This window comes from Synergistaceae bacterium, from assembly GCA_012521675.1.
Taxonomy (GTDB): domain Bacteria; phylum Synergistota; class Synergistia; order Synergistales; family Aminobacteriaceae; genus JAAYLU01.
Window position 1 is genome coordinate 1 of the sequence record JAAYLU010000041.1, and the last position, 25033, is coordinate 25033.

Below are 25033 nucleotides of genomic sequence, written 5' to 3' on the forward strand. Positions count from 1 at the left end.
CACTATGCCGCTGGACTCGACCACCGCTCCAAGAATGACGATGTTCGTGATCCTGTCGCTGCCCAGCTCTTTTGCTATCTCGCTGGCCGGAAGCCCTACCAGCTTGATGTCGTCGCGCGAGCCGTCGAACTCCACGAGGTCGCTGTTGAACACCAGCACCCCGCCCGGCTTAAGCCGCTCGATGAACTTGGTCAGGGACGGCTGGTTCATGACCACCAGGACGTCGGCCTGGTCGACCACCGGGGAGCCGATCTCGTCGTCGGAGAGGACGACACCGCAGTTGGCGGTCCCGCCTCTCATCTCCGGCCCGTAGGAGGGTATCCAGGTGACGTGCCTGCCCTCTTCGATCCCGGTATAGGCTACGAGCTGGCCGAGGACCATTACTCCCTGTCCGCCGAACCCCGCTGCCAGAAGCGTCTTGAAAAATGACATTTCATCCCCTCCTAGTCGAAGTCCTTGAAGACACCAAGCGGGTAGTAGGGCATCATCGTGTTGACGACCCAGTCGAAGGCCTCTACCGGGCGCATCCCCCAGTTCGTCGGGCAGGAGGAGAGTATCTCCACCAGCGAAAAGCCCTTGCCGTCGATCTGGTTCTGGAAGGCCTTCTTCACGGCCTTCTTGGCCTTGATAATGTACTTCGGCTGAGCCACGGTCACTCGCTCGATGTAGCCCGGCGCCGGAAGGGCGGCCAGCATCTCGCTGATCCTGATCGGGTATCCGTTCACCTTGACGTCCCGACCCAGAGGACACGTGGAGGCCCTCTGACCAACGAGGGTGGTCGGTGCCATCTGTCCGCCCGTCATGCCGTATATCGCGTTGTTTATGAATATGACGGTCAGATTCTGTCCCCTGTTGGCCGCGTGCACGATCTCCCCCATCCCTATGGATGCGAGGTCGCCGTCCCCCTGGTAGGTGTAGACGACCTTGTCCGGGCGAACTGTCTTTATGCCGGTGGCTACGGCAGGGGCGCGCCCGTGGGGCGCCTCTAGGAAGTCCGTGTCGATGTAGTCATATATCATGGCCGCGCAGCCCACCGGCGCGAGTCCGATGGCGTCATCCTGTATGCTCAGCTCGTCCAGGGTCTCGCACACCAGGCGATGGGCGATTCCATGCCCGCAACCAGGGCAATAGTGGCTGCTTACATCCGGCATCCAACTCTTGGGACGTGAGTATACTTTCACTTCACTCATCGAAATACCCTCCCCTTACAGGCCGAGAATCCGGCGGCATTCGTCCTCGATCTCCTTGACCGAGGGGGCGAATCCACCCGTGCGGCCGTAGAAGGAGACCGGATACTTGCAGTTAGTCGCTATCTTTACATCGTCAACCATCTGGCCGGCGTTCATCTCGGCCACAAGTATATGCTCCACGGTGGCGGGGATCTGCTTGAAGGTCTCGTACGGATACGGCCATATCGTGATCGGGCGGATCATGCCCACCTTGATCCCCTCGGCCCTCAGGTTGTTGACCGCCGACCTGGAGATCCTGGCCGTCGTGCCGTAGGCCGCGATGACGATCTTCGCGTCCTCGAGCATGTATGTCTCGCAGCGCTGCTCGTTCTTCCTTATCTCGGAGAACTTCTTCTGCAGCCTTATATTGTGCTCCTCGAGCGACTCCGGCGAGAGGAACAGGCTGTGCAGATGGCTGCGCTTCCCTCCTCTTTCACCCATGAAGCCGAGGGCCCAGGAGCTGTCGGCCGGCTGATCCTTTGTCGGACTCGGCTTTATCTCGACCGCCTCCATCATCTGCCCCATGAACCCGTCGGCCGCGACCATTACCGGATTGCGGTACTTCTGGGCCAGGTCGAACGCCATCTGCGTCAGGTCCACGCACTCCTGCAGGGTGCTCGGTGCGAGGACGATCATGTTGTAGTCGCCGTTCCCCCCACCTTTTGTCGACTGAAGATAGTCCGCCTGGGCCGGCAGAATTCCGCCAAGCCCCGGACCCGCGCGCATGACGTTGACTATCACCGCCGGTATCTCGCAGCCAGCGATATAAGAGATACCCTCGGACATGAGGGAGATGCCGGGGCTCGACGATGAGGTCATGACCCTGTAGCCGGTCGATCCTCCGCCCATCACCATGTTGATCGAAGCGACCTCGCTCTCCGCCTGGACGTACACCCCGCCCACCTCCGGAAGATGCGCGGACATGTACTCGGGAATCTCATTCTGCGGAGTTATGGGATAACCGAAGAAGTAGTTGCATCCGGCCTGTATGGCGGCCTCCGCTATCGCCTCGGTTCCCTTCATCAAAACTCGTCCCATATCTTCTTCACCTCCTGCGGCACGGACTACTCTTCCGTGGCATAAACTTCAATCGCCGCGTCCGGACAGGACATGGCGCACATCCCGCACCCGATGCATCCGTCCTTGAACTGCTCCACCGGGCGATAGCCCTTTGCGTTAGTCCTCTCGGAAATCCGCAGCACCTTCACAGGGCAGGCGGCCACGCAAAGCCCGCAACTCTTGCAGAATTGCTCAAAAACCTCGATGCGTCCCTTCTTTGCCACTACAAGTGCACCCCTTCCACAAAGAATTGTAGAATGCTCACTCGCTTTCAACGGGGGCCCTGCTCCACATCGCCCCTTCCTCCCAGGGAAGCGCCATGTACCGGGAGAGGGGCCAACATGGAACGTTCAGCCCGCGCGAAGCGCAGATCGACGCCGTTTCATCCAGAAGCCTCGGAGGAACTCCGGCATAAAGCACCGGAAGCCCGAGTTCTTTTCCGGCTTCCATGACTTTCTCCAGCCCATCGACGCAGTCCGCCGCCGACGTGCTCTCCATGAGGTGAGAGTTGCTTATCAGCGCCCCAACCTTCAGTCCGCATATGTCCTCCATTTTATCCAGCATCGTCTTAACACCGTCCACGGTGGAGGTCTGTGGACGGAATGCGTTCACGACCAATATCAGAAGATACCCCGCGTTCTTGATGTCCGGCTCGAACTGCTTCAACGCCAGGGCGCCCTCGGCATCTCCGCCGATGTCCAGCAGCAACCGGCCGATATCGGCTGTGAGAGCGCTCGATATCTTCGGTGACACCACGGTCATATCTGACCAGCGTGCATTTTCAGGAGGCATGATGATCTTGAAACCCTTGGCGCCCAGCGCCTCGGTTACCTGGCGGATGCAGAAATAGGGATTGATTATATCAAGGTCGGCGATTGTGACTCTCTCACCCAGGGCCTCGAACCCCAGGGCAAGGTTCAGAACCCACTCGGTTTTTCCGGAGCCCAACGCCCCGGTCACAGCGACCGCCTTGGGCCATTTTTCCAATGTAGAGGCGAACGACTGAAAGGATGACATCAACTGCTTGTAAATCTCACGCTCCGAGTCCTTCAATGAAGAATATCCCCCTTCTTCAGGCGGCTTCCCCTGGCCCATTCGGCGGCTTCCATTCGTCTTTTCCCTTCTGGCTGGACGACTAGAAGAACCACCGAGCCATTTGAAGCGGCCACAATCGGACATCCGTCTAAAAAGCCCACTATCTCTCCCGGGCGTCCGGAATACTGATGAAGAACGGCTTCCCATATTTTCAAGCGCTTGCCCTCGATCATTGCGTATGCACCGGGCGAGGGGTTCATGGCGCGGACCCTGTTAACGAAGTCCCTTGACGGGTCCGTCCAACGACATTCAGCCTCCTGTTTTTCAATCTTAGGCGCATAAGAGGCTATTTCAGAATCTTGCTCTCTAAACACACAACTCTCATCGCAAAGACATTCTACACCCTCTATGAAAAGTTTGCTACCTTTTTCTGCAAGAATCTCCAATATTTCTCCGGCGGAGGCGGTTTCGCCCAATTCCATCTTCTCCCGGAGCAGGATAGGCCCCGCGTCCATCTTGTCCACAAGCCTGAACAGAGACACGCCCGAGACTTTCTCTCCGTTGAGGAGGGCGCGCTGCACCGGAGCGGCGCCCCTGTACTCGGGCAACAGGGACGGGTGTATGTTGAGACACCCCCAGGCGGGCGTCGATAAGAAGGGTTCCCTGATCTTTTGTCCGAAATCGACTACCAAAATCGCACCAGGAGGGCATTCGGAGAGTTTTGTAGACAGAATTGACTCCTCGGAGACATTCGAGGAGTGAAGCACGCTTAACCTCAGATCGTCGCAGGTTTTTTCCACGGGAGAAGGAATTCTTTTAAGGCCTCTCCCTGCGCGCGAGGGTGGATTTGTGACGATGAGATCGAAATCAACGTGTTTTACAATATGACGCAGGCAATCCGCGGCGAAGGCGCCGGTTCCGAAGAACCACAACCGGGGCTTCCCCCCTGTATCCGGCATCATATGGCATTCTCCGCCTTTTCAGCTCGCCTGTCCTTCATAAGCTTCTTTTTTGCCATCGTCCGCTTCATCGGGGAGAAGTGATCGATCAAAAGCCTTCCCTCCAGGTGGTCCATCTCGTGAAGGAAGGCCCTTGCCAAAAAATTCTTGACGGTTGTCTCATGCTCGACTCCTGCAAGATCCTTGTGACGTATGGTTATCCTGGATGGGCGCTTCACCGTCCCGAAAATTCCCGGAAAGCTAAGACAGCCCTCCTCGGCCTCATGCTCTCCCTCGGAGGAAAGCAGAACGGGATTTACAAGGACATGAAGCTTCTCCTCGTACATCACCACCGCGACTCGCTTGGAAACCCCCGCCTGCGGCGCGGCCAGTCCGACTCCGTCGTGGATACGCATCAGGCCGACCATCTCTGCGACCAGATCCGCAAGGTCCTTGTCGAAAACATCCACTTCATCTGTTTCCTCACGCAACACAGGATCGGGAAAGACCCTGAGTCTAAGTGATTCCATATACCTCGCCGCTCTTTCTTATGAATATTGAAAAAAAGGGTCGTCCTTCCGGACGACCCCTCGCCTGTTAGTCCTGCATGGAGCCTCTTAAAAAGTCTCCGATCGTCACATTGGCCTCGCCATCGTTAGCGATGTTCCTCTGAGGCAGTCTATCGTGATCGTCCCTTTCGTGCCTCGCCCTGCCGCGGCGGTCCTCGTCGCGGTGCCTCGGAGAGTCATGGGAGGACTCCTCGAGGGCGCTGATACTCAGCCTCATCCTGCGCTCCGGCGGATTTATCTCGGTGACCCGGGCGAGCACCTCCTGCCCCTCCGTGAGGACGTCTCCGGGCTTGTCGACCCTCTTCGTGCTCAGCTGAGAGATATGGATCAGGCCCTCCACTCCCTCCTCTATCTCCACGAATGCGCCGAACTCCGCCAGCCGAACGACCTTCACCGTGAGATCCTGCCCCTTCGAGTACCTGTCGGCTATGCCGTCCCACGGGTCGTTGAGCTGCTTGTATCCGAGGCTCATGCGCTTCTTCTCCATGTCGACGTCGAGCACCAGCACCTCCACGTCCTGTCCCTTTCGAAGGACGTCCCTCGGGTGCTTGATCCTCGTCCAGCTGAGGTCTCCTATGTGGATCAGTCCTTCAATTCCCGGCTCCACCTCGACAAAGGCCCCGAACTCGGTGACGTTTGTCACGAGCCCCTTCGTCCTGTCGTTCCTGGACCACCTCGAGGACGCGGTCGTCCACGGATCCTCCTGTGTCTGCTTTATGCTCAGGGAGACTCGGTTGTTCTCTCGGTCGATCCCGATAACCTTGACACTGACCGGATCGCCCTTCTTGAACATCTCCTTGGGCTTTATATTTCTCTTCCACGACAGCTCGCTCATGTGGACCAGGCCGTCGATCGGGCCCACGTTCACGAACACTCCGAAGGAGGTGATGCTGCTTACCTCCCCGTCGATGATCGATCCTTCCTCGACGTTCGAGTAAAAGGTCTCCCGCTCGGCGGCCAGCGTCTCCTCGACGATGAGCCGTCTTGAAAAGACCAAGCGGTGCTTCCTCTTGTCCTTTTCAAGGAGCTTTACGTCGAACTCCTCGTCGACGAACTTGCCGGGATTTACTCCCCTGCCCTCCTCGGCCAGGTGAGAAATGGGGACGAACCCCTCCAGTCCGCAGCAGTCGACCATGAGCCCGCCCTTGACCTTACGGATGCCTTTCACCGTCATGACTTCGCTTTGGGCCAGTTTTTCCTCGAGTTCATTCCAGCGTCGGTCGAACTCGCATCTCCAACGGCTGACATGAAGCTGTGCCTCTTCGCCGTGGCGAATGCTTACCACCTGCACCTGGATTTTTTCCTCGACCTTCGGCTCGTCGTCGGCTTCCACCAGGACCCTATGCGACCACTCCTTGGTGGGCAAAAAGCCCTCGCACTTGTAGCCCACGTCGACAAGCCAGCCTCCGTCGACCTCGTTCACCACCGTACCGGCGACTACTTTTCCCCTATGGATCTCCTCAACCTCGCCGTACTGCTCCAGGATGCTCTCCATAGTCTCCTGAGGTTCGACCACCTCTGCGCTGTTACCGTACTCCTCCGAGGTCTCGACGTCCGTTGCGTGGAGCTCCTCATTAATAATTTCTTCCATCATAACCCTTCCATCCCCCTTGGCTCCTGCGAAGTCTCAATGGCGTGTTTTACTTCTTCTATCAGCCAGTCCGGTGTGCTGGCGCCGGCTGCTATTCCCAATCTTGTTTTATCGGCGAGCCACTCCGTCGAAAGCTCGCCTGCATGCTCTATCCAGAGCACGTCGCACTGGTTGCCTCTGGCAATCTCCACCAGCTTGGTGGTGTTCGCGCTGTTTCTTCCACCAACGACGATAAGGCCGTCGATCCTGGACGTTATATCCCTGACCGCCTCCTGCCTCTGGGTCGTCGCGCCGCATATCGTGTTGAACACCCTTAGTTCGCGAGTCCGAGGCACCAGTATAGCCGTAGCGGCGGCCAAAAACTCCACTTTCTGGGTAGTCTGGCATATCACTCCCAGCTTGTCCCTTGCGTTCAGGGCCTCGACCTCGTCAAGCGAGGATGCGACCATGACTTCGCACCCAGCGCACCCGACGATCGCCTGAACCTCCGGGTGTCCCGGGTCGCCCAGAACGAGTACTTCGTAGCCTTCCCCCGAGAGGAAAGCCGCCTTGTCCTGGGCATTTTTGACAAAAGGACATGTGGCGTCCGTGACATTCGCGGCACCGCACCTGGCGACTAGATTCTCTTTAAGCGACGGCGGCGCTCCGTGTGCGCGGACGAACACGTATGAACCGGGCGGTATGTCCTCTATCCGGTCGACTACTTTCAGGCCCTTCCTCGTGAGGCGCTGAACCTCCTGAGGGTTGTGAATCGGCATCCCCAAAGAGTATACCTTGACCCCGTCAGCCGTTTCAACGCACTCTTCAACGCGCTTTTCCAGGCTCTCGATCGCCCTCTTCACGCCGAAGCAGAACCCGGTCGGAGACACGACCTCGATCTCCCTTTCAAGCACCCTCGGTGGTGATTCGTCAGCCAAGGTGGCGCAGCGCCTCCCTTTCCATAGAGATGATCAATTCATCCTCCGTGCAATCATCCGTATCATACCATATTATCGGGGAAAACTTCCTAAACCAAGTCATCTGCCTTCGTGAAAAAGCTTTTGTCTGCCTCGCGTCGCTCTCCGCCGCCTCCTCCAGGGAACACTCTCCCCGCAGGTGTTCGATTATATCCTTGTAGCCGAAGCCCTGCATGGAAGGAAACCTCTCGTCGTACCCGTTCTCTAGGAGCCAGGCGACCTCCTCCACGAAGCCCGATGAAAACTGTTCTCGAACCCTCTCATCTATTCTTTCGAACAGAAGACGCCGTTCCTTTACTATGCCAAGGTAGAGAACGTCGTACCTGTGCGGTTCGCCCAGAGCCACCCTTTTCTCCCACGCATCCTCTACCCTCTCCCCCGTCAACCTGTGTATCTCGAGCGCCCGTACGACCCGCCTGACATCGTTGACGTGAAGCCTCTCCGCGCTGGTCGGGTCGACTGAGCGAAGCAGCGAATGCAGAGCGTCCGCTCCCTTTTCACGGGCGAACTCCTCCAGTTCTCTTCTGATCTCCTCGCTCTTCGGCAGCTCTGCTGAGAGCATCCCCTTGAAAAACGCCTCGAAAAAGAACGGAGTGCCGCCCGCGAGAAGCGGAACTCGCCCCCGAGCGAGAATCCTGTCGATCGCGTCCGAGCAACCAGTCGTGAAATCCGCCGCGGAGAACACCTGGTCCGGGTCTACAACGTCTATCATGTGGTGTATCACCCTTCTCCTCACGGAGAGGGAAATCTTGTCCGTGCCGACATCCAGGTACCTGTAGACCTGGCGCGAGTCGACTGATATCACCTCCGCCCCGATTCGTTCAGCCAGGGCTATGCTCGCCGAGGTCTTGCCGACGGCGGTTGGACCGACAATCGCGAGAACGGGTATGCGTGAGCTCACTGCTACTCCCTCCCGAAAAAAGATTCCAGCCTGTTCCGCTCTATCGTCAGCACCGTCGGCCGGCCGTGCGGACAGGTCCATGGCTGCTCGCACGCCTCCAGCTCTCGCCAGAGGGCAAGGCACTCCGCCGGGGAGAGCTCGTCGCCGAGCTTTACCGAAAGCCCGCATGCGATGGTGGCCAACCGCCTCCAGAGGACGTCCTTCAGTGGCATCCTAGTGTCCTCGGTCCACTCCAGGAGCACGGACCTCAGCAGCAGCACCGGGTCGTCCTCCATCCCCCTTCGCATCGTCGGATAACCTGCCAGGTGCAGCTGTCCATCGTCCTCGGCGAACAAGAAGCCGATGTCCTCGAGGGCCTCAAGGTGCTCCCGGACGGACGAGGAGAACGACGGGGGCAGAGGTATGGGAACTCCGCACATCTGAGTCGTCGGCTTGTCCCCGGACATTGCTCGCACACGTTCGTAGCCGATCCTCTCGTGAGCGGCGTGAGGGTCCATCAGCACGAGCGAGTCGTCCACTTCGAATACGGCGTAGCCGCCTCTGGTCGAGCCAAGAAACCGGACCCTCTCGTCGGAGGGACGATCCTCGGGAAAGCACGGGCCCGAAACAGCAGGAGATTCAGGGAACGGCTCGGTGGAAACCCTGTTGAACAGGTCCTCTTCCCTGGACATCGAGGGCCGCTGTCCCCGATAACCGGCGGTCCTAGCTCCGGACGGAGCGCGCGGACCGAACCTCTCGTATGAGGAAGGGGATCCTCCCGGCTGGATGGAGGCGGGTCTCCCCGACAGGATAAGAGCCACCTGCTGCACGGCGTCGAACACCTCCCCCGGATAGCGGAATCGCACCTCCGCCTTCGCCGGATGTATGTTTGCATCCAGCAGGTCCGAGGGAAGGGAAAAAAAGAAGGCCCAGTTGCCCGTAAGGGTACGGGTGAGAGACCCGGCCGCGCCCCTTACCAGAGAGTCGTTCACTATCCGCCCGTTCACGAAGACAGAGACAAGGCTCCTGGTCTTGCCGGGAAAGGGCATCCACCAGCATTCCAGCCTCATGTTGGTCGTCGACGCCTCGCACATCCTTAGGTCTCCGCCGGCGTAGGGGCCCCGGCCGGCCGCGCCCCCTCCCCATATGAGCCGGAACAGCGTCTCCCTGTCACCGTCGCCCGGGGAGGAAAAGACGCCCTTCCCATCCGTCCTGCCGGTGAAGGCGATTGACGGATATGCGGTGGCGAAGTCGCGCACGAGCGACAGGACCCGCCTGGCCTCGGTCGCGGCGGATTTCATGAACTTCCTGCGGGCTGGAAGTGTGTAGAAAAGATCCTCAACGGACAGACGCGTCCCCGGCTGAGCGGGCGTCTTCTCGTGGCGAAGGGTCCGCCCTCCCTCCACGAGCAGCAGCCCTCCCTCCTCGTCCTCCCTCCTGCGCGACCTGATCTCCATGCGGCTCACTGCGGCGATGCTGGCCAGCGCCTCCCCCCGGAAGCCGAGCGAGGTCAGGGCCTCCAGCTCCTCCACGCTGCCGATCTTGCTGGTCGCATATCTTGCCGCGGCCAGGGGCAGGTCGTCGAAGGAGATGCCGTGACCGTCGTCCTCCACCACAATTCGAATCTTCCCCCCCTCGACGAGGGAGACGGAGATAGCGGAGGCGTTTGCGTCGACGGCGTTCTCGACGGCCTCCTTGACGACGGAGGAGGGTCGCTCTATCACCTCTCCCGCCGCGATGCGGGAGTAAACGTCCTCTGGTAGAAGGGAAATGGTCAATTCAACGCCTCCTTGCACTTTTCCACGAGGGAGTACAGCAGCTCCAGCGCCCTGAAAGGCGTGAGCTCGTCCGGCGACAGAGAAGCGATCTCCTCGATTATCCCCGTGCTCTCCGGAGCAAAGAGGGTGAGCTGCCTCGGCCCCTCTGGATCGGATTTTTTTTCGACCGGCGGAGCGACCACGCACCTCTCGTCTTTCTCGAAGAGCTGGAGAAGCTCGAACGCCCGTTTGAGCACCTCCCTTGGAAGTCCGGCAAGTCGGGCTACCTCTATTCCGTAGGATCGGTCCGCGCTCCCCTTCTCCACCTTGTGTAGAAAGAATATGCCCTCTTCGTCCTCCTTGACCGCCATGTTCAGGTTCTCCAGCTGGGGGTATCGCTCCTCCAGGCACGTGAGCTCGTGGTAGTGGGTCGCGAACATCACCCTCGGCGTTCGCCCGCAGCCGTCGCACAGGTGCTCGAGCACGGCCCAGGCTATGCTCATGCCGTCGTATGTGGACGTGCCTCGACCGACTTCGTCCAGTATCACGAGGCTCCTGTCCGTCACGTTGTTGAGTATGTTCGCCGTCTCCACCATCTCCACCATGAAGGTGCTCGCCCCTCGGGCCAGGTCGTCCCTCGCCCCGATGCGGGTGAAAATCCGGTCGCACAGCCCCATCGAAGCATGCTCGGCCGGCACGAAGCTCCCTGTCTGGGCCATTACGGCCAGCAGAGCGGCTGTCCTGAGATAGGTCGACTTTCCCGCCATATTCGGCCCGGTTATCAGGGCGACCCTCTTCCCAACGCTTCGCAGAGAGATGGAGTTCGGCACGAAGGGAAGATCGCCCAAGCACTCCTCCACCACCGGGTGACGGGCGTTCTTAATCACCAGGTCGCAGTCGTCGTTCAGTTCGGGCCTTACGTAGCCTCTTTCCGTGGCGACCACGGCGAATGACGCCAGCACGTCGAGGGCCGAGAGAGAGACGCCGAGAAATTGGATGTCCTCCACGCGCGACAGGACCCGCTCCACCAGCGTATCGTACAGATCGCCCTCCCGCTCCGAGATCTCTAAGGAGGCGGACTCGATCCTCTCTTCGAGGTCCTTCATCTCCTCCGTTATGAAGCGCTCGGCGTTGACCAGGGTCTGCTTTCGGATGAACCAGTCGGGCACTTCGACGCCGGAGTTCAGAACCGCCCTGCTCACCTCCATGTAGTACCCGAAGACCCTGTTGTAGCCCGCCTTGATCCTGGGTATGCCCGTCGTCTGCTGCACCTGCTCCACGTATTCGTTCATGGTCTGCGACGCGCTCGCCTCCACCTCGCGCCATTCGTCCAGCACCCGGTCGTAGCCCCTTCGTATGATCCCCCCCTGGGACCTGTTCCTGGGCAGGTCCTCCTCGAGCGACGAGTTCAGCTCGTCCCCCAGGTCTGCGAAGTCCGCGACCCTGTCGGTCCAGTGCCCGGGAGGAGAGCCCTCGCACAGGGAGAGTATCGAGGGCAGCAGAGACAGGGTGTCCCGGATCGCGCCCAGGTCCCTCGGGGTCCCCGCGCCGAGGCTGAGCCGCGACGATGCCCGTTCGACGTCCCGGCAGCCTCCGAGAAGATCGCGCAGGGAGTGCAGCTCCGCCCTGTTCGATGCAAGCCACCCGACTGCGTCCTGCCTGCGCCCCAGCTCCTCCATGTCAAGCAGCGGCCTCAGCAGCCACTCGGCAAGAGTTCGCCTTCCCATCGGGGAGCGGCACCGGTTCAGGGTCCGGAATAGAGTCGGCTCGCCCTGCCCTCCGTCCAGGAGCTCCAGGTTCCTGGCGGTCGGCAGGTCGATGTGCATGTACTTGGAGAAGAGAAGTGGACGAGCGCTCGTGACGTATTTCGCGGCGGTAAACTGGGTCTCCTGGAGGTATTCGAGCACCGCCGACGCGGCCCCCGCCTCCGGCGAGTCGTCTTCTAGGCCGAACGAGGCGAGGGTTGACGCTCCCCATAGCTGCAGCAGCCGCCTGGTCCCCTGCACAGGGTTGAAGAACTCTTCGTCCCTCTGGACCGGGTGGCAGTCGGCGACCAGGTGCGCCCAGTCGGACGGCTTCAGCGAGGGCGGGTGCAGAAGCTCTCCGGGGGAGAAGGAGCCCAATATCGACGCCGCCTCGCCCCCGGGAAAAACCCCCGCCTCCAGTCGCCCCGTCTCGACCGACAGCAGTGCTACCGCCAGGTCCTTCCCGGCCCTGCATACGGCCGCGAGCCTCCCGCCCGTGCCCGCCTCCTCCGGCACGAAGGTGCCCGGAGTGACCACCCGCACCACCCTTCTGTCGACCAGACCCTTGCCGTCCGGCTCGGTCACCTGCTCGCAGATCGCGACCTTGTGACCCGCCCCGACGAGTCTGGCCAGATAGCCGTTGACCGAGTGCCAGGGCACGCCCGCCATCGGGATGTTCCTCTCCGCGTCCCTCGCGGTCAGGGTGATGTCCAGGATGGCCGATGCCTTCACCGCGTCGTCGAAGAACATCTCGTAGAAATCGCCCATCCTGAAGAACAGAATGCAGTCAGGATACCTGCCCTTCCACTCGAAGTACTGGGTCAGCATCGGCGTCATCTTCAGGTCGGCCGGCCTTGCCGAACCCCCCGCCCGCGCCGCGCCCGGGAGGCTCACTGCCGACTCCCCCTGTCAAGCCAGCTCTGCAGGATCACCGCCGCCGCCACCTTGTCGACCTTTCCCTTTCTGTCCCTCCTGGAGACGTCACCCTCGATCAGCGCTCTGGTCGCGATCGCCGTCGAGAACCGCTCGTCGTGCAGCTCCACCCTCAACGAGGGGTAGCGCTCGGCGAGAGAGAGAGCGAGCTCCTCCGTCCGCGCCGCCTCCGGCCCCCTCTCCCCTCCCGTCCGAATGGGAATCCCCAGCAGGAGCACCTCCGGGTCGTACTTCTCGATCAGACCGTCCAGCTCGTCCAGCCACCCGGCCGTAGCATTCAACACGGCGATCCCCTGGGCGAACATACCCAGGGGATCGCTCACGGCAACCCCTATGCGGACAGTGCCTATATCCAGGGCCAGGGCCCGTCTCCTCATTCGCCGGCCTTCCCGCCCGCCTGGCTTTCGACCATTCCCGGCAGAGCCTTGAAGAAGTCCTCCAGGGCGGCGAGGTTCTTTCCCCCGCCCTGCGCCATGGCGGGCCTTCCCCCTCCTCCGCCTCCGAGGATGGCGGAGCCCTCCTTGACTATCTTGCCGGCGGATATGCCCCTATCCAGAGCCTTCTTGTCCGCCATCGCCACGATGATGGCGTTCCCGTCGGCAACGGAGGCCAACACCACGACCTTGCCCTCGCCCTGCGGCTCGTCGCCCGCCTCCGCCTTCCCGGGTCTCTTATTCAGCAGCCTGTCGCCCATCTCGCGCAGCGCCTCCGCGTCCACCCCGTCGAAGCGAGCGAACATCACCTTCACTCCCCTGGCGGACGCACGTCGCAGGGAGCTCTCCAGCCTGGAGCCGAGGTTGCTTATCTTCATCTCCTCGATAGCGCGGGACAGGGACTTCACCTCGCCCATGAGGTTCTCCACCTTCTCGTGGACGTTGGCCTCGTCCGACGACAGAAGCCCGGCCAATGCCGCCAGTGTCCTCCAGGAGCGCTGGAACGCCGCCAGAGCCTCCATCCCCGTCACTGCCACGATCCGGCGAGTCCCGGAGCCGATGCTCTCCTCCTTAAGTATCTTGAAGAGTCCGATCTCGCCCGTGGAATCGACGTGCAGCCCGCCGCAAAGCTCGGACGAGAAGTCCGAGATCCGCACGACGCGAACCACGTCGTCGTACTTCTCCTCGAAGAGGGCCTTGGCCCCCTCCTCCCTGGCGTGCTCCATGTCGGTCTCTATGACCTCCAGCGCCTCGTTGGAGAGTATGCGGGCGTTGACCTTCCTCTCCACCAAGTCTATCTGGTCGCGGGTCATCGGCTCGAAGTGGGTGAAGTCGAAGCGGAGCACCTTCTCGCCCACCAGTGAGCCCGACTGGCGCACGTGCCCGCCCAGCACCCGCGCCAACGATTCGTGCAGAAGGTGGGTCGCGGTGTGGTTGCGCCTTATCGCGCGCAGTCGCTCGGCGTCGACGCAGGCGTGAACCGTGTCCCCGACTCTGAGTCTCCCCTCGACGACCTTGACCGAGTGGACAGTCAGCCCCTTGTCGCGCATCACCGTGTTCAGCACCTCCACCTTGAGGCCTTCGCCGCCGAGCATCCCGGTATCCCCGACCTGGCCGCCCCTCTCAGCGTAGAAGGGAGTGCGGTCCAGCACCACCTCCGCCTCCTCCCCCGCGTCGACCGATTCCACCCGGCCGCCGGCGGAGATCAGCGCCTCCACTGTGGACATGGCCGAGCAGTCCGAGTAGCCGATGAACTCCGTATCGCCCAGCGTCTCGTTCAGCTCCGTGTACACGTCGCCTGTCATCTCGCTCATCTTCTGCTTGCTCGACGCCCTCGCCCGCTCGCGCTGAGCCTGCATCTCCCTGTCGAACTCCTCCCGGTTCATCGTGAAACCGTTCTCCTGAACCATCTCGTCCGTCAGCTCCGGGGGGAAGCCGTAGGTATCGTACAGCTCGAAGGCCACCGCGCCCGACAGCACCTTTTCGCCGGATGAGCGAAGGCGTGACATCTCCGACTCTAGCAGCTCCGTTCCCTGCTGAAGAGTGTGTCCGAAGCGCTTCTCCTCCACGCTGATGATCTGCTCGACCATCAGGCGGTTGTCGATTATCTCCCTGTAAGGGTCGCCCATCAGCTCTATGACGTCCGGCACGAAGTCCAGCAGGAATGGACGATCCACACCGAGCAGCCGTCCGAAACGTGCAGCCCGCCGCAGAAGCCGCCTCAGGACGTAGCCTCGTCCGTCGTTGGACGGCAGGATGCCGTCGGCTATCATGAAGATCACCGAGCGCACGTGGTCCGCTATGACCCTTGCCGCCAGGTCATGCCCCTGGTCGTCGCCGTATGTTATCCCTCCGAGGGAACAGGCCCTGTCCAACAGAGGCCGGAAGAGGTCGGTCTCGAAGTCCGTTCGCACCCTCTGGACCACGGAGGCCAGCCGCTCAAGCCCCATCCCCGTGTCGATGTTCTTCTTCGGCAGGGGGACGAGAGTTCCGTCCTTCTGCAGGTCGAACTGGGTGAAGACCAGGTTCCAAATCTCCAGGTACCTGTCGCAGTCGCACCCGACGGCGCACTCGGGCCTTCCGCACGAGTACTCGGGCCCCTGGTCGTACATGATCTCCGAGCAAGGCCCGCACGGGCCCTGGCTTCCCATGAACCAGAAGTTCTCGTCCTTGTCGAAGCGGGAGATCCGATCCTCGGGAAGCCCGACCTCCCTGTGCCAAACGTCGAACGCCTCCTCGTCCTCCAGGTAGATGGTCGCGTACATTCTATCCGGCTCAAGCCCTATATGCTCCGTCAGAAACTCCCACGCCCATGTTATGGCCTCGCGCTTGAAGTAGTCCCCCCATGCGAAGTTGCCGAGCATCTCGAAGAAGGTGTGATGCCGCGCCGTGCGCCCGACGTTCTCTATGTCGTTCGTCCTGACGCACTTCTGCGACGTCACCGCCCTCGGTGTCTCCGGCTTCCGTATCCCCAGGAAGTAGGGTTTGAACGGGACCATCCCGGCGATTGTGAAGAGCAGCGAAGGATCGTCGGGGATCAGCGAGAAGCTCGGGACATGCCTGCTGCCTTTCGAAACCCAGAAGTCAATAAACAAAGAACGAATATCCCTGCCCGATCTCCACTGCATTTCTCTGCGCCTCCCGTGATAAAAACTCTTTCCTCGGCGGCCCCTACGACAGCAGGTCCGCCCTCGCCCTTTCAGCCTTTGCCATGATCTCCGCCCGGTCCATCGTCGGGAACTCCCCGTCACGGTAGACCCACCTGCCGGCGACCATGGTTCCGCACACATCCGCTGACGAGCCGGCGTACACTATGTACAGAGCCGCATTCTCCTCGTCGATCCCCACGTAGTGAGGCCTGTCCAGGTCCACAAGCGCCAGGTCGGCCGCCCAACCCTCGCGTATCAGCCCGCACTTATCGAAGCCCAGCCCCGCCGCGCCCTCTAGTGTCGCCATCCGCAGAGAATCCCGCGCCGAGAGGGCGGTCGGGTCCTTCTGTATTCCCTTGTGAAGCAGAGCCGCGCAGCGCATCTCCCCCCACACGTCCAGGCGGTTGTTGCTCGCCGCCCCGTCCGTGCCGAGGGCTATCTTCCTCGTCCTGGCCGCAAGCCCGGAGAGATCCATCACCCCGCTGCCGAGCTTCAGGTTGCTGTTCGGGTTGTGGGCCACCGTCATGTGGGAGAAGTCCACCCTGTCCAATACCTCCGGGTCCAGCCAAACACAGTGGGCCAGGATGGCGAAGGGAACCTCCAGGAGCCCGCTCGACTCGATGTACTCCTCCACCGTCGTCTTCAGCTCGTCCCTGAAGTAGGCCAGCTCCCACTCGGCCTCCAGGAAGTGAAAGTGTACGCCGAGGGAGCGCTCCGCCGCCGCCTCGCATATCCTTCGGACCATCGGCAAGGGCACGGTGTAGGGGGCGTGCGGCCCCAGCTGAACAGTCACCATATCCCTGTGGTCCTTCCAGGTCTCGGCGAGCTGCAAGCTCTCCCTCAGTTTCTCCTCGTCGTCGCCCACCATGCCCCTGCAGGCCGCGCAGCGCATCCCCGCCTCCAGCGAGGCCTCTACGACGGCGTCCATCTCGAAGTACATGTCAGCGAAGGCGGTGACCCCGTTCGCCGCCATCTCAAGAAGAGCGGCCTTCGTCCCCCACAGGATGTGATCCCTGGTCAGCTTCGCCTCGGCGGGCCAGATCTTCTCCTCCAGCCACTCCTTCAGAGGCGACTCCTCGCCGACGCCCCGAAGCAGGCACATAGCCGCGTGGGTGTGCGCGTTCACGAAGCCCGGGATCAGCGCCTTGCGCCCCCCGCAGTCGATCAGTTCGTCGCCCGGTCCGGCCTCCAGCCCGTCTCCGATGGCCGACAGGCGACCCTCGTCGACCCTCGCGGAGCAGAGTTTGCCCCGCTCCATCTCGCCGTCGAGGATAAGAACGTCCTTGAAAAGAGTCGCCATCTCTACTCCTCCCAGCTCCTCATGTACTCCTCCTGCTCGTCGGTCATGCTGTCGAGCTTGATCCCGAGGGAGTCCAGCTTCATCTTCACCACGCTCCTGTCGATCTCACGAGGCACGTCGTGGATCCCTGGGTTCATCCTGTTTCGCGACATGTATATGGTCGACTCCAGCTGCAGGGCGAAGCTCAGGTCCATTATCTCTATCGGGTGACCGTCGGCGCAGGCAAGGTTCACAAGACGCCCCTCGCCTAGCAGGTGCAGCCTCCGCCCGTCGCTCATCACGTAGGACTCGATTCCGGGGCGAGGCCTCTCAACGGATGTCGCCAGGTTCGCCAGGTCTTTCTTGCAGATCTCGACGTCGAAGTGACCCGCGTTCCCGAGCAGGGTGCCGTCCTTCATCGCCTCGAAGTGCTCCTTTCGAATGACCCTCGTGTTGCCGGTCAGGGTCAGGAAGATATCCCCCCGAGGGGCGGCGTCCGCCATCCCTGTCACCTCGTAGCCGTCCATCAGGGCCTCGAACGCCCTGTGCGGATCCATCTCCGTCACTATCACCCTTGCGCCCATCGCCGAGGCCCTCATAGCCACCCCCCGGCCGCACCAGCCGTAGCCCGCTATCACCACAGTCTTGCCCGCGACCAGCATGTTGGTCGTCCTCATCAGCCCGTCCATCACCGACTGGCCCGTGCCGTAGCGGTTGTCGAACAGGTACTTGCTGTGAGCGTCGTTGACCGAGATCACGGGGAAGGCAAGCACTCCCTGCTCCGCCATCGACCTCAGGCGCTTGATGCCGGAGGTGGTCTCCTCGCATGCGCCCCGTACCTTGGGCAGAAGATCCTTCATCTCGGTGTGCAGCAGGGCGCAGAGATCCGCGCCGTCGTCCACCACCACGTCCGGCCCGACCGCAAGGGCGGCTCTCGCGTTGGCGAAGTACTCCTCCGTGGTCATGCCGTTCCTGCTGAAGACGGAGACCCCGTTCTTCACCAGCCCGGCGCAGACGTCGTCCTGCGTGGACAGCGGGTTGCTGCCCGCCGCGACGACCCTCGCTCCCAGCTCCTTCATCAGGATGAGCAGGCATGCCGTCTTGGCCTCCAGGTGCAGGCAGGCGGAGATGGTCAGCCCCTCCAGGGGGCGCTCGTCCTCGTACTTTCGCTTCAGGCCGTCGAGCACCGGCATATATCGCCTCGCCCAGTCGATCTTCCTCTCGCCCGCCGGGGCGAGGGCTATGTCCGAGATATTATAATCCATAGAAAAGCTATTCCTCCTGTCGGGATAGTAACGAGGCTATGCCCTCCTCGAAGGGGGGCCTGACGACGCCCTTGTCCGTGATGATCGCGCTTATCAGCGACGCGTCCGTGACATCGAAAGCCGGGTTCCAGATCGAGTAGTCGTCCGGCAGAAGCCCGCCCGAGGGCAGTCTCCGGACCTCGTCTTCGTCCCGCTCCTCGATCGGGATGGCGTCGCCCGAGGCTATGGACGGGTCGAAGGTGCTCAGGGGAGCGGCTACATAGAAGGGAACCCCGAAATGGCGCGCGAGAACGGCGTGGGTGCAGGTGCCTATCTTGTTAGCCGTGTCTCCGTTGGCGGCTATCCTGTCCGCGCCGACTATCACAGCGTCGATCCGCCCCTCCCTCATCAACGCTCCGGACATCGAATCGCATACCAGGGTGACGTCGATTCCGTCCTGCATCAGCTCCCATACCGTGAGCCTCGCCCCCTGGAGAAGGGGCCTCGTCTCGCACGCATACACCTTGACCCTCTTCCCTGTGTCCCTGGCGGAGCGGATGACCCCCAGAGCCGTGCCGTGTCCGCCCGTGGCCAGTGCTCCCGCGTTGCAGTGGGTGAGGATCGCGCACTCTTTCGGAAGCAGTTCCGCCCCCGCCCTGCCCATGAACAAGTTGCCCTCCAGGTCCTCCCTGTGGATGGCGAACGCCTCTGCTAAGAGGGCGTCGAAGAGCTCATCGTCGGGGGTTTTCTCCATCCGATCCTCGATTCGTTTCAACGCCCAGAAGAGGTTCACCGCCGTCGGGCGGGTCGAGGCGAGGCGCTTCACCGCCGCAAGAGCCGCCTCCCTCCCCCCGGGGGCCTCCAGCGCAACACCGTAGGCCGCGGCGATTCCGATGGCAGGCGCCCCTCTGACGGCGAGCGTATCGATCGCTTTAGCGACGTCCTCGGCGCTGACGCAATCCATGTACTCGACCGACACGGGGATCTTCCTCTGGTCGAGCAGGCGCAGACGGTTATCAACCCATGCAATCGGCGGGAGAAGCATCATATTTCTCCATCCGCCGGGTCGCCCGGGAGGGCGCTCCCGGACAAGGTCGAAGAGAGAATCTCCGCCTCCGCCTCGCCATCCCTGAAGCGCAGCCGCAGCTCGTCCCTCTCGCGAAGCTCCGCGGCGCTCAGCACGGGTGCGCCCTCCTTCTCGCACATGATAAAACCTCTGCCCAGGGCCTTCAAGGGGGAGAGCCCGTCGAGGGAGGCCGCGCATTCCCCCAGCCGGTTTCCGGACTCGGCGAGCGATCTCTCCATCGACGCCCCCAGCCTGGTCCCGTAAAGCCTCAATGCCGACTCCGAGTCAGCCGCGTACCCTGCAAACGCCCTTGAGGCCCTTGAGAAGAGCGAGTCCACCGAGCGCTGCGACCTTGAAAAGGCCAGCTCGAGGGCAGACCGGGCGGAGTCGGACCTGTGAGACAGGAGGCGAAGCAACGATCGGCTGTCCGGGAAGACCAGCTCCGCCGCCGCCGACGGGGTGGGCGAACTGTGATCCGCCGCCAGGTCCGACAGGGTCTCGTCTATCTCGTGCCCGACCCCGGTGACCAATGGGACGGCCGACGCGCCGACGGCCCTGACCACCCTCTCGTCGTCGAAGGGCGCAAGGTCGTCACGTGCTCCTCCTCCACGCACCAGCAGCACGCAGTCGAGATCCCGAACCAGCCCCGTCCGGGCGAGGGCGGCGACTATCGACTCTGGCGCCTCGTACCCCTGGACGACCGCCGGGATCAGGACAATCTCGCAGGAGGGCATCCGCTTCGACGCGACCGCCAGCACATCCCTCAGCGCCGCCCCCGTCGCGGATGTCACCACCGCTACCTTTTCAGGGTACGGTGGCAGGGGGCGCTTAAGCTCCGGCGAAAAAAGCCCCTCGGCCTCCAGCCTGGCCATAAGCTCCAGGCGGGCTCGCTCCGCGGCACCCTTGCCGACAGGGACCATTCGCCTCACCAGCAGCTGGTAGGCGCCCCTGGGCGCATATACAGAGACAGATCCCTCTGCTATCACCTCGTCGCCGTTAATAGGCCACTTCGGTATATGGATGGCGAAGCTCCTGAACATGGCGCAGGAGATCCGGCTCTCCACTCCCAGCAGAGTGAAGTAGACGTGCCCGCTCGTGTGCTTCTTAAGCTCGCTCACCTCACCGAGAACTCCGACCGACTTCATCAGCGGGTCCTTCAGAAAGAAGGACGATATTCGCGACGTAAGCTCGTCAACCGGGATTGTCTTCGCCATCGTGCTCTCCCTCGTGGTCATAATTCCGGACGATCCTGCCAAGCGCTCCATTGACGAACCTGCCGGACTCCTCGGTCCCGAAGACCTTGACGAGCTCGACAGCCTCGGATATCGCCACTGGCACCGGCGCGGCCTTCACGATCAAACACTCGTAGATGCACATCCGCAGCGCGGCTCGGTCCACTGCGACCATTCGCTCTGGCCGCCAACCCGTCACAAACTCGCGGATGATCGAGTCGATCTCCATGCGTTTCTCCCACGCGCCGGCCGTCAGCATTCGCGCGTACCCCTCCACCTCTTCGTCATCGTTTGAGAAATAGAGCTCGAAGGCCTGTTCGGGAGTCTGGTTCTCACGGAGGTCGAGGGAATACAACAACTGAAGCGCCATCTCGCGTGATCGATGACGCTTCTGAGGTAAAAACCCGCGGCTCAATTCACTACCTCCCCGCCCTGCTCCTTAGTTTTCTCAAAAGCTCCGCGCCCTTGGAGGACCTGAAAAACAGGAACCCCGAGATGATCACGCAGCCCCAGAAGAGAGCCCAGAGCAGCGCCGAAACCCCCTCCTTCAGAAGAAGCGTCAAAAACGCGAAGGCTATGGCCCAAAGCAGAGGTTTGCTGACTATCGACACAAGCTTCTCGTCCGGCACAAAGGCCGACTTCGTTGTCTCCACCCAAGAGATCCGCACGGAGAACCCAATCTCTGAAAAAGCGCCTCCAAGCCTTGTCTCTAGTTCGCTGATAGCCGATGGTTCGACAGAGGCCGGTCTGGTAACGACAAGAAAGAGAGTGTTGTCCGCCGAGGTGAGGGTGGCCTGCGTGCATTTGAAGGGTTTTTCGCAATACGAGCTCACGAACTCGCATATCCCCTCCTGCGAAATCTGTATGGTACCAAGAGACGTTCGCTTCCAAAATAGATACATTCACTTCACCTCTGCGCATAAAGGGGCTCCATATCATCGAGAGCCCCCTTTCAAGGTTCAAATATTCAAGACAAAAATCGCGCTTCAGCGCGCACCTTATAGACCCTTCACTCAGGGCTGAGTGGAGCGTTCCGGCTCGGACGCCTCCTCCTCCGACTGCCTGTCGTCGTTTCTCTCCTCCTCGGATGCGCCCTCGACCTGCACGGGCCGCTCCTTGAAGTATATGCCCTGAACGTTCACATTTACCGCCTTGACCTTGTACCCGGTGTACTCCTCGATATTCTTCTTGATCTGCTCCTGGACGTCCCATGCCATGTCCGGGATGCGGATGCCGAACTTCACCATGATATAGACGTCCACGCTCGCGGTCGGGTGCGCGCCGTCCTCCAGCACGACCCTCACTCCCTCGCTTGACTTTCTGCCGATCCCCAGCTTCGATGCTATGCCGGGACTTGCCGGCTGTACCCCGTCGATCGAGGCAAGAGTCTTCTTCGCAAGCTCGGACAGCACATCCTCGCTAATATGAACCAGTCCCGTGACGCTCTCCTCGGAAGGCGCCTCGAAATCGACCGTTTCTTCGAAGACCCCTTCGGATTCATAATCATCATCGAAAGCGTCCGATTCCAGGTTCTTGTTCAGATCATCCATGTCGCAGCCTCCCCTCCAAACTTCAATTCATAATCACTATGACTGCTCTTCGGGTTGTTCGAAGACGCCGCCGCAGCCCGGGCACTCCAGGCTCTCCTCCAGCTCGTACTCGTCCGGCCTATAGTAAAACACGTAACCGCAGAGCGGACAAGTTACTGAGACGTAGTTCGCGTCGAATTCACCGTCCTCGAACTCGGCGTCGTCGTCCATTTCGAACTCGTCCTCTCCCGTGAGCTCCCCCACAGTCCTCTCGAGCGCGTCCAAATCCTCGTCCAACAAGGCACAGTCATCCGCGAGGTCATCGTAGAGAGCACGCTGCTCCTGAATCAGCTCGTCGTGCTCCGCAACCTCAAGAGAGAGCGCTTCCAGCGCGTCAACAACAGCCCCGAAAATCTTGCACTGCCCTTCGTTCTCGTCCGGCGCCACGCCGTCGAGCAACCCTTTGAGATAGGCTATCTTTTCCCGAGCGCTCATCTCGTAGACCTCCCTGCAATGATTATTTTTTCGCCCGTTCCAGGTATGTCCCCGTGCGCGTATCGACGACCACTGTATCGCCGACATTTATAAAAATCGGTACGGTCACCGTCAGGCCCGTCTGAAGGGTCGCCGGTTTTCCACCGCCCGAAACCGTGTCCCCCTTGAAGCTGGGAGGTGTGTCCGTCACCTCGAGTTCAACGCTCTTCGGCATCTCTATTCCCATGATGCGCCCCTCGTGGAACTCTATCTGGACCTCCATGTCGTCGACCAGGTAGTTCACGACGTCTCCCAGGATGTCCGCCGATATATGGAGCTGCTCGTAGGTGGCGAGATCCATGAAGACGTAGTCCTCCCCATCCCTGTAGCTGTACTGCGCCGGTTTGTCGTCGAAGACCACCCTCTCGAACCTCTCGCCGGAGCGGAAGGAGTTCTCCACTATCGAGCCGGTATCCAGGTTCTTCAGCTTGGTCCTGATCGTAGCACCCCCTCGCCCCATCTTATGATGCTGATAGTCGACGACCTCCCAGATCCCGTCCTGCCACATGATCTTCATCCCTGAGTAGAAGTCCGAAGTATCCACAATCTGCGCCATATATTCTACCTCCTAAAAAGCTCCAGGGCGTCCCAGAGCCCATAAGCATAAAAAAGAAACGGTTGAAAAAAGCTATTTCAGAGTGAACTGCTCCACCGGGCCGTCCGGCGTGGTCAGGATATACGGGATCACGATCATCGCCACCTCGGACTTGTCGCGCGTGTCCCTCCTGTACTTGAAGAGCTCTCCCAGGAGAGGGATGTCGCTCAGCACCGGAATCCTGCCTCGCTCCGACCTCTTGACGTCCTTGTGAAGGCCTCCGACGACGAATGGCTCTCCGTCCCTGACGCGGATCATCGTCGTCACCTCCCGGTTCGACGTCTGGGGGAACTCCTCGCCCGCCTGACCCTTGTAGGTGCCGATTATCTCCCCGGTCTGAATCTTCAGCTCCACCGTGACGACCATATCCCTGCCGACCGTTGGGGTGAACTCCAGGATCGGCCCTACCTCCTTCTCGCTCCATGTCGGGTTCCCCGCCTGGTCGCGCTCGGAGATGTACGGGTAGTTCTCCACCAGTTTAATCGTCGCCTTCTTGCCGTCCAGCGTGATGATCGAAGGGTCGGCCAGGACCTTGCCCTTGTTCGTGGATATGATGGCGTTCAGGCCGAAGTCCAGCATCTTCGTCAGGTCGCCCTTCGCTATGTTCTCAAGCCCGTCGTCCACGCCGGGCGCGGGTCGGTTCTCCCCCGGCTTGTAGTTGTCCGGGTCGTCCGTGTATAGGTAGCCGAGCCCAAGCCCTCCCGAGCTGTAGTTCAGCCACCACTGGCTGTACACAGCGTCGATAAGGGTCTCAAGCTCGTCTCGGCCGGAGTCCGTCACCTCTATGATCCGGGCCTGGAGCATCACCTGGCGCCCCGGATGGTCCACCTGCTGAAGCACCCTCTCCACCTCGTGAAACCGCTCCGGCGAGCTTGTGACGTAGATCGTGCGCAGCCTCTCGTCCATCACGATGTTCGAGACGCCTGCCAAACTCTGGACCAGGCCCCCCGCCGCCTTGACGTCGGCGTAGGCGACCTTGAAGGCCCTCGTCGACTGCTTCCCCGTCGTCTTCGCGATGTTGTCCGGCGAGCCGACTATTATCGTCCTGCCGATGATCGCGTACCCCATGTCGTACATCCGCATGATGTAGCCCAGGGCCTCGTTGAGGGGCACGTCCTTCAGCGACATCGTGACAAGTGTGTTCGGCACCGAAGGATCCGCGACTATGTTCATACCCACGTAGTCGCCCAGCATCCTGAAAACGTCTCTCAGCTCTACGTCGCGAAGGTCGAAGGTGACCGGCGTCGTGCGAGTGAAGGGATCGTTGTAGTTGGTCGGCGGTGCGGGCTTCGGCTCGTAGAGAGCCGGCTGCTCCCTCTCGCGCGCCGCATGCCCGGTCGACTCGAAACGCAAGGCGAACCTGTTCGCCGGGGCGACTCCCTCGATGTTCTTCAGCTCCAGGGGGCTGTTCGTCCTGATCGTGAACACGACCGAGTCCTTCACCTGCTCCGCCTGAACGCCCTGCACCAGCGGGTAGTCGTACTGCCTGCCCCACTGCCCCGAGGCGAGATAGGCGGGCCTCGCGACGAAAGTAATCCTATCGCTCGTTCGCTCGGTGATCTCCGGGCGGGGCAGTCCCCCTCCCGTAAGAAGGAGCAGGACCTCGTGCGACCCCAGCTGTTGAACCGTCAGGCCGCCGATCGGCGGCAGCAGCTTTAGCTGCTCCTCCGTCGGCCCCTCGGCGGCGTCGGATATGCCCGGCACAAGACAGGCGAAAAGAAGAAAAACGAGGATACATGGAACAACGGCGACTCTCAACGATCTCCTCATCCGAAAATCC

Annotated in this window: 24 protein-coding genes; all 24 read right to left on the minus strand. The window is 61.2% G+C overall.

Annotated elements, in window-relative coordinates; translation table 11 throughout:
- The coding region (locus tag GX181_04370; protein ID NLM71185.1) for a 2-oxoacid:ferredoxin oxidoreductase subunit gamma at window positions 1-432 on the minus strand (432 nt) is incomplete at its 3' end.
- Window positions 433-443: 11 nt separating this feature from the next.
- Entirely contained in the window at window positions 444-1190 is a 747-nt protein-coding gene (locus tag GX181_04375; GenBank protein ID NLM71186.1) for a 2-oxoglutarate oxidoreductase, read from the minus strand.
- Window positions 1191-1205: 15 nt separating this feature from the next.
- A complete protein-coding gene (gene vorB / locus GX181_04380; protein ID NLM71187.1) occupies window positions 1206-2267 on the minus strand; it encodes a 3-methyl-2-oxobutanoate dehydrogenase subunit VorB in 1062 nt (353 codons plus the stop codon).
- Between the two features lie 26 nt (window positions 2268-2293).
- The gene (locus GX181_04385) at window positions 2294-2512 is read right to left on the minus strand and encodes a 4Fe-4S binding protein (protein ID NLM71188.1); all 219 of its coding nucleotides are present in this window, start codon (window positions 2510-2512) and stop codon (window positions 2294-2296) included.
- Window positions 2513-2549: 37 nt separating this feature from the next.
- On the minus strand, window positions 2550-3305 hold the full coding sequence (locus GX181_04390) for a hypothetical protein (GenBank protein ID NLM71189.1): 756 nt from the start codon (window positions 3303-3305) through the stop codon (window positions 2550-2552).
- Between the two features lie 32 nt (window positions 3306-3337).
- Complete coding sequence (fmt, locus tag GX181_04395) at window positions 3338-4255, minus strand: methionyl-tRNA formyltransferase (GenBank protein NLM71190.1); 918 nt, start codon at window positions 4253-4255, stop codon at window positions 3338-3340.
- A 26-nt stretch (window positions 4256-4281) separates the two neighbouring features.
- Entirely contained in the window at window positions 4282-4791 is a 510-nt protein-coding gene (gene def, locus GX181_04400; protein ID NLM71191.1) for a peptide deformylase, read from the minus strand.
- A gap of 67 nt (window positions 4792-4858) precedes the next feature.
- The gene (locus tag GX181_04405; protein ID NLM71192.1) at window positions 4859-6424 is read right to left on the minus strand and encodes a S1 RNA-binding domain-containing protein; all 1566 of its coding nucleotides are present in this window, start codon (window positions 6422-6424) and stop codon (window positions 4859-4861) included.
- On the minus strand, window positions 6421-7314 hold the full coding sequence (gene ispH, locus GX181_04410; protein NLM71193.1) for a 4-hydroxy-3-methylbut-2-enyl diphosphate reductase: 894 nt from the start codon (window positions 7312-7314) through the stop codon (window positions 6421-6423). Before ispH ends, GX181_04405 begins: the two co-directional genes overlap by 4 nt.
- Window positions 7315-7330: 16 nt before the next feature.
- Window positions 7331-8359 (minus strand): tRNA (adenosine(37)-N6)-dimethylallyltransferase MiaA, encoded by a 1029-nt coding sequence (gene miaA, locus GX181_04415; GenBank protein NLM71194.1) that lies wholly within the window; start codon window positions 8357-8359, stop codon window positions 7331-7333.
- Window positions 8281-10035 carry a hypothetical protein gene (locus GX181_04420; GenBank protein ID NLM71195.1) on the minus strand — a complete coding sequence of 585 codons (1755 nt, stop codon included), beginning with the start codon at window positions 10033-10035 and terminating at the stop codon, window positions 8281-8283. The genes miaA and GX181_04420 overlap by 79 nt, the downstream gene beginning before the upstream one ends.
- A complete protein-coding gene (gene mutS, locus GX181_04425) occupies window positions 10032-12596 on the minus strand; it encodes a DNA mismatch repair protein MutS (GenBank protein NLM71196.1) in 2565 nt (854 codons plus the stop codon). The genes GX181_04420 and mutS overlap by 4 nt, the downstream gene beginning before the upstream one ends.
- Before the next feature lie 53 nt (window positions 12597-12649).
- A complete protein-coding gene (gene ruvX, locus GX181_04430) occupies window positions 12650-13069 on the minus strand; it encodes a Holliday junction resolvase RuvX (GenBank protein NLM71197.1) in 420 nt (139 codons plus the stop codon).
- A complete protein-coding gene (gene alaS, locus GX181_04435) occupies window positions 13066-15753 on the minus strand; it encodes an alanine--tRNA ligase (GenBank protein ID NLM71198.1) in 2688 nt (895 codons plus the stop codon). The genes ruvX and alaS overlap by 4 nt, the downstream gene beginning before the upstream one ends.
- Window positions 15754-15796: 43 nt before the next feature.
- Window positions 15797-17074: an amidohydrolase gene (locus GX181_04440; GenBank protein ID NLM71199.1), complete on the minus strand. Its 1278-nt coding sequence runs from the start codon at window positions 17072-17074 to the stop codon at window positions 15797-15799.
- A gap of 2 nt (window positions 17075-17076) precedes the next feature.
- The gene (locus GX181_04445) at window positions 17077-18318 is read right to left on the minus strand and encodes an adenosylhomocysteinase (GenBank protein ID NLM71200.1); all 1242 of its coding nucleotides are present in this window, start codon (window positions 18316-18318) and stop codon (window positions 17077-17079) included.
- A 7-nt stretch (window positions 18319-18325) separates the two neighbouring features.
- Window positions 18326-19342: an S-methyl-5-thioribose-1-phosphate isomerase gene (gene mtnA / locus GX181_04450; GenBank protein ID NLM71201.1), complete on the minus strand. Its 1017-nt coding sequence runs from the start codon at window positions 19340-19342 to the stop codon at window positions 18326-18328.
- Entirely contained in the window at window positions 19342-20577 is a 1236-nt protein-coding gene (xseA, locus tag GX181_04455; protein ID NLM71202.1) for an exodeoxyribonuclease VII large subunit, read from the minus strand. Before xseA ends, mtnA begins: the two co-directional genes overlap by 1 nt.
- Window positions 20555-21010, minus strand: a complete 456-nt coding sequence (gene nusB / locus GX181_04460; GenBank protein ID NLM71203.1) for a transcription antitermination factor NusB — start codon at window positions 21008-21010, stop codon at window positions 20555-20557. The genes xseA and nusB overlap by 23 nt, the downstream gene beginning before the upstream one ends.
- 4 nt (window positions 21011-21014) lie before the next feature.
- Complete coding sequence (locus tag GX181_04465; protein ID NLM71204.1) at window positions 21015-21428, minus strand: hypothetical protein; 414 nt, start codon at window positions 21426-21428, stop codon at window positions 21015-21017.
- 180 nt (window positions 21429-21608) lie between these two features.
- On the minus strand, window positions 21609-22145 hold the full coding sequence (locus GX181_04470) for an Asp23/Gls24 family envelope stress response protein (protein NLM71205.1): 537 nt from the start codon (window positions 22143-22145) through the stop codon (window positions 21609-21611).
- A gap of 36 nt (window positions 22146-22181) precedes the next feature.
- Window positions 22182-22619: a hypothetical protein gene (locus GX181_04475; GenBank protein NLM71206.1), complete on the minus strand. Its 438-nt coding sequence runs from the start codon at window positions 22617-22619 to the stop codon at window positions 22182-22184.
- A 22-nt stretch (window positions 22620-22641) separates the two neighbouring features.
- The gene (gene efp / locus GX181_04480; protein NLM71207.1) at window positions 22642-23214 is read right to left on the minus strand and encodes an elongation factor P; all 573 of its coding nucleotides are present in this window, start codon (window positions 23212-23214) and stop codon (window positions 22642-22644) included.
- Window positions 23215-23286: 72 nt separating this feature from the next.
- Window positions 23287-25023, minus strand: coding sequence for a secretion protein (locus GX181_04485; GenBank protein NLM71208.1), 1737 nt, complete (start codon window positions 25021-25023; stop codon window positions 23287-23289).
- Window positions 25024-25033: the final 10 nt, after the last annotated feature.

Coding starts and splice junctions, on each gene's coding strand:
- GX181_04375 (NLM71186.1), bottom strand. CDS start 1,190: ATGAGTGAAGTGAAAGTATACTCACGTCCCAAGAGTTGGATGCCGGAT.
- vorB (NLM71187.1), bottom strand. CDS start 2,267: ATGGGACGAGTTTTGATGAAGGGAACCGAGGCGATAGCGGAGGCCGCC.
- GX181_04390 (NLM71189.1), bottom strand. CDS start 3,305: ATGTCATCCTTTCAGTCGTTCGCCTCTACATTGGAAAAATGGCCCAAG.
- def (NLM71191.1), bottom strand. CDS start 4,791: ATGGAATCACTTAGACTCAGGGTCTTTCCCGATCCTGTGTTGCGTGAG.
- GX181_04405 (NLM71192.1), bottom strand. CDS start 6,424: ATGATGGAAGAAATTATTAATGAGGAGCTCCACGCAACGGACGTCGAG.
- miaA (NLM71194.1), bottom strand. CDS start 8,359: ATGGACCTGTCCGCACGGCCGGCCGACGGTGCTGACGATAGAGCGGAA.
- mutS (NLM71196.1), bottom strand. CDS start 12,596: ATGACGCCGATGCTGACCCAGTACTTCGAGTGGAAGGGCAGGTATCCT.
- ruvX (NLM71197.1), bottom strand. CDS start 13,069: ATGAGGAGACGGGCCCTGGCCCTGGATATAGGCACTGTCCGCATAGGG.
- alaS (NLM71198.1), bottom strand. CDS start 15,753: ATGCAGTGGAGATCGGGCAGGGATATTCGTTCTTTGTTTATTGACTTC.
- GX181_04440 (NLM71199.1), bottom strand. CDS start 17,074: ATGGCGACTCTTTTCAAGGACGTTCTTATCCTCGACGGCGAGATGGAG.
- GX181_04445 (NLM71200.1), bottom strand. CDS start 18,318: ATGGATTATAATATCTCGGACATAGCCCTCGCCCCGGCGGGCGAGAGG.
- mtnA (NLM71201.1), bottom strand. CDS start 19,342: ATGCTTCTCCCGCCGATTGCATGGGTTGATAACCGTCTGCGCCTGCTC.
- xseA (NLM71202.1), bottom strand. CDS start 20,577: ATGGCGAAGACAATCCCGGTTGACGAGCTTACGTCGCGAATATCGTCC.
- GX181_04470 (NLM71205.1), bottom strand. CDS start 22,145: ATGGATGATCTGAACAAGAACCTGGAATCGGACGCTTTCGATGATGAT.
- GX181_04475 (NLM71206.1), bottom strand. CDS start 22,619: ATGAGCGCTCGGGAAAAGATAGCCTATCTCAAAGGGTTGCTCGACGGC.
- efp (NLM71207.1), bottom strand. CDS start 23,214: ATGGCGCAGATTGTGGATACTTCGGACTTCTACTCAGGGATGAAGATC.
- GX181_04485 (NLM71208.1), bottom strand. CDS start 25,023: ATGAGGAGATCGTTGAGAGTCGCCGTTGTTCCATGTATCCTCGTTTTT.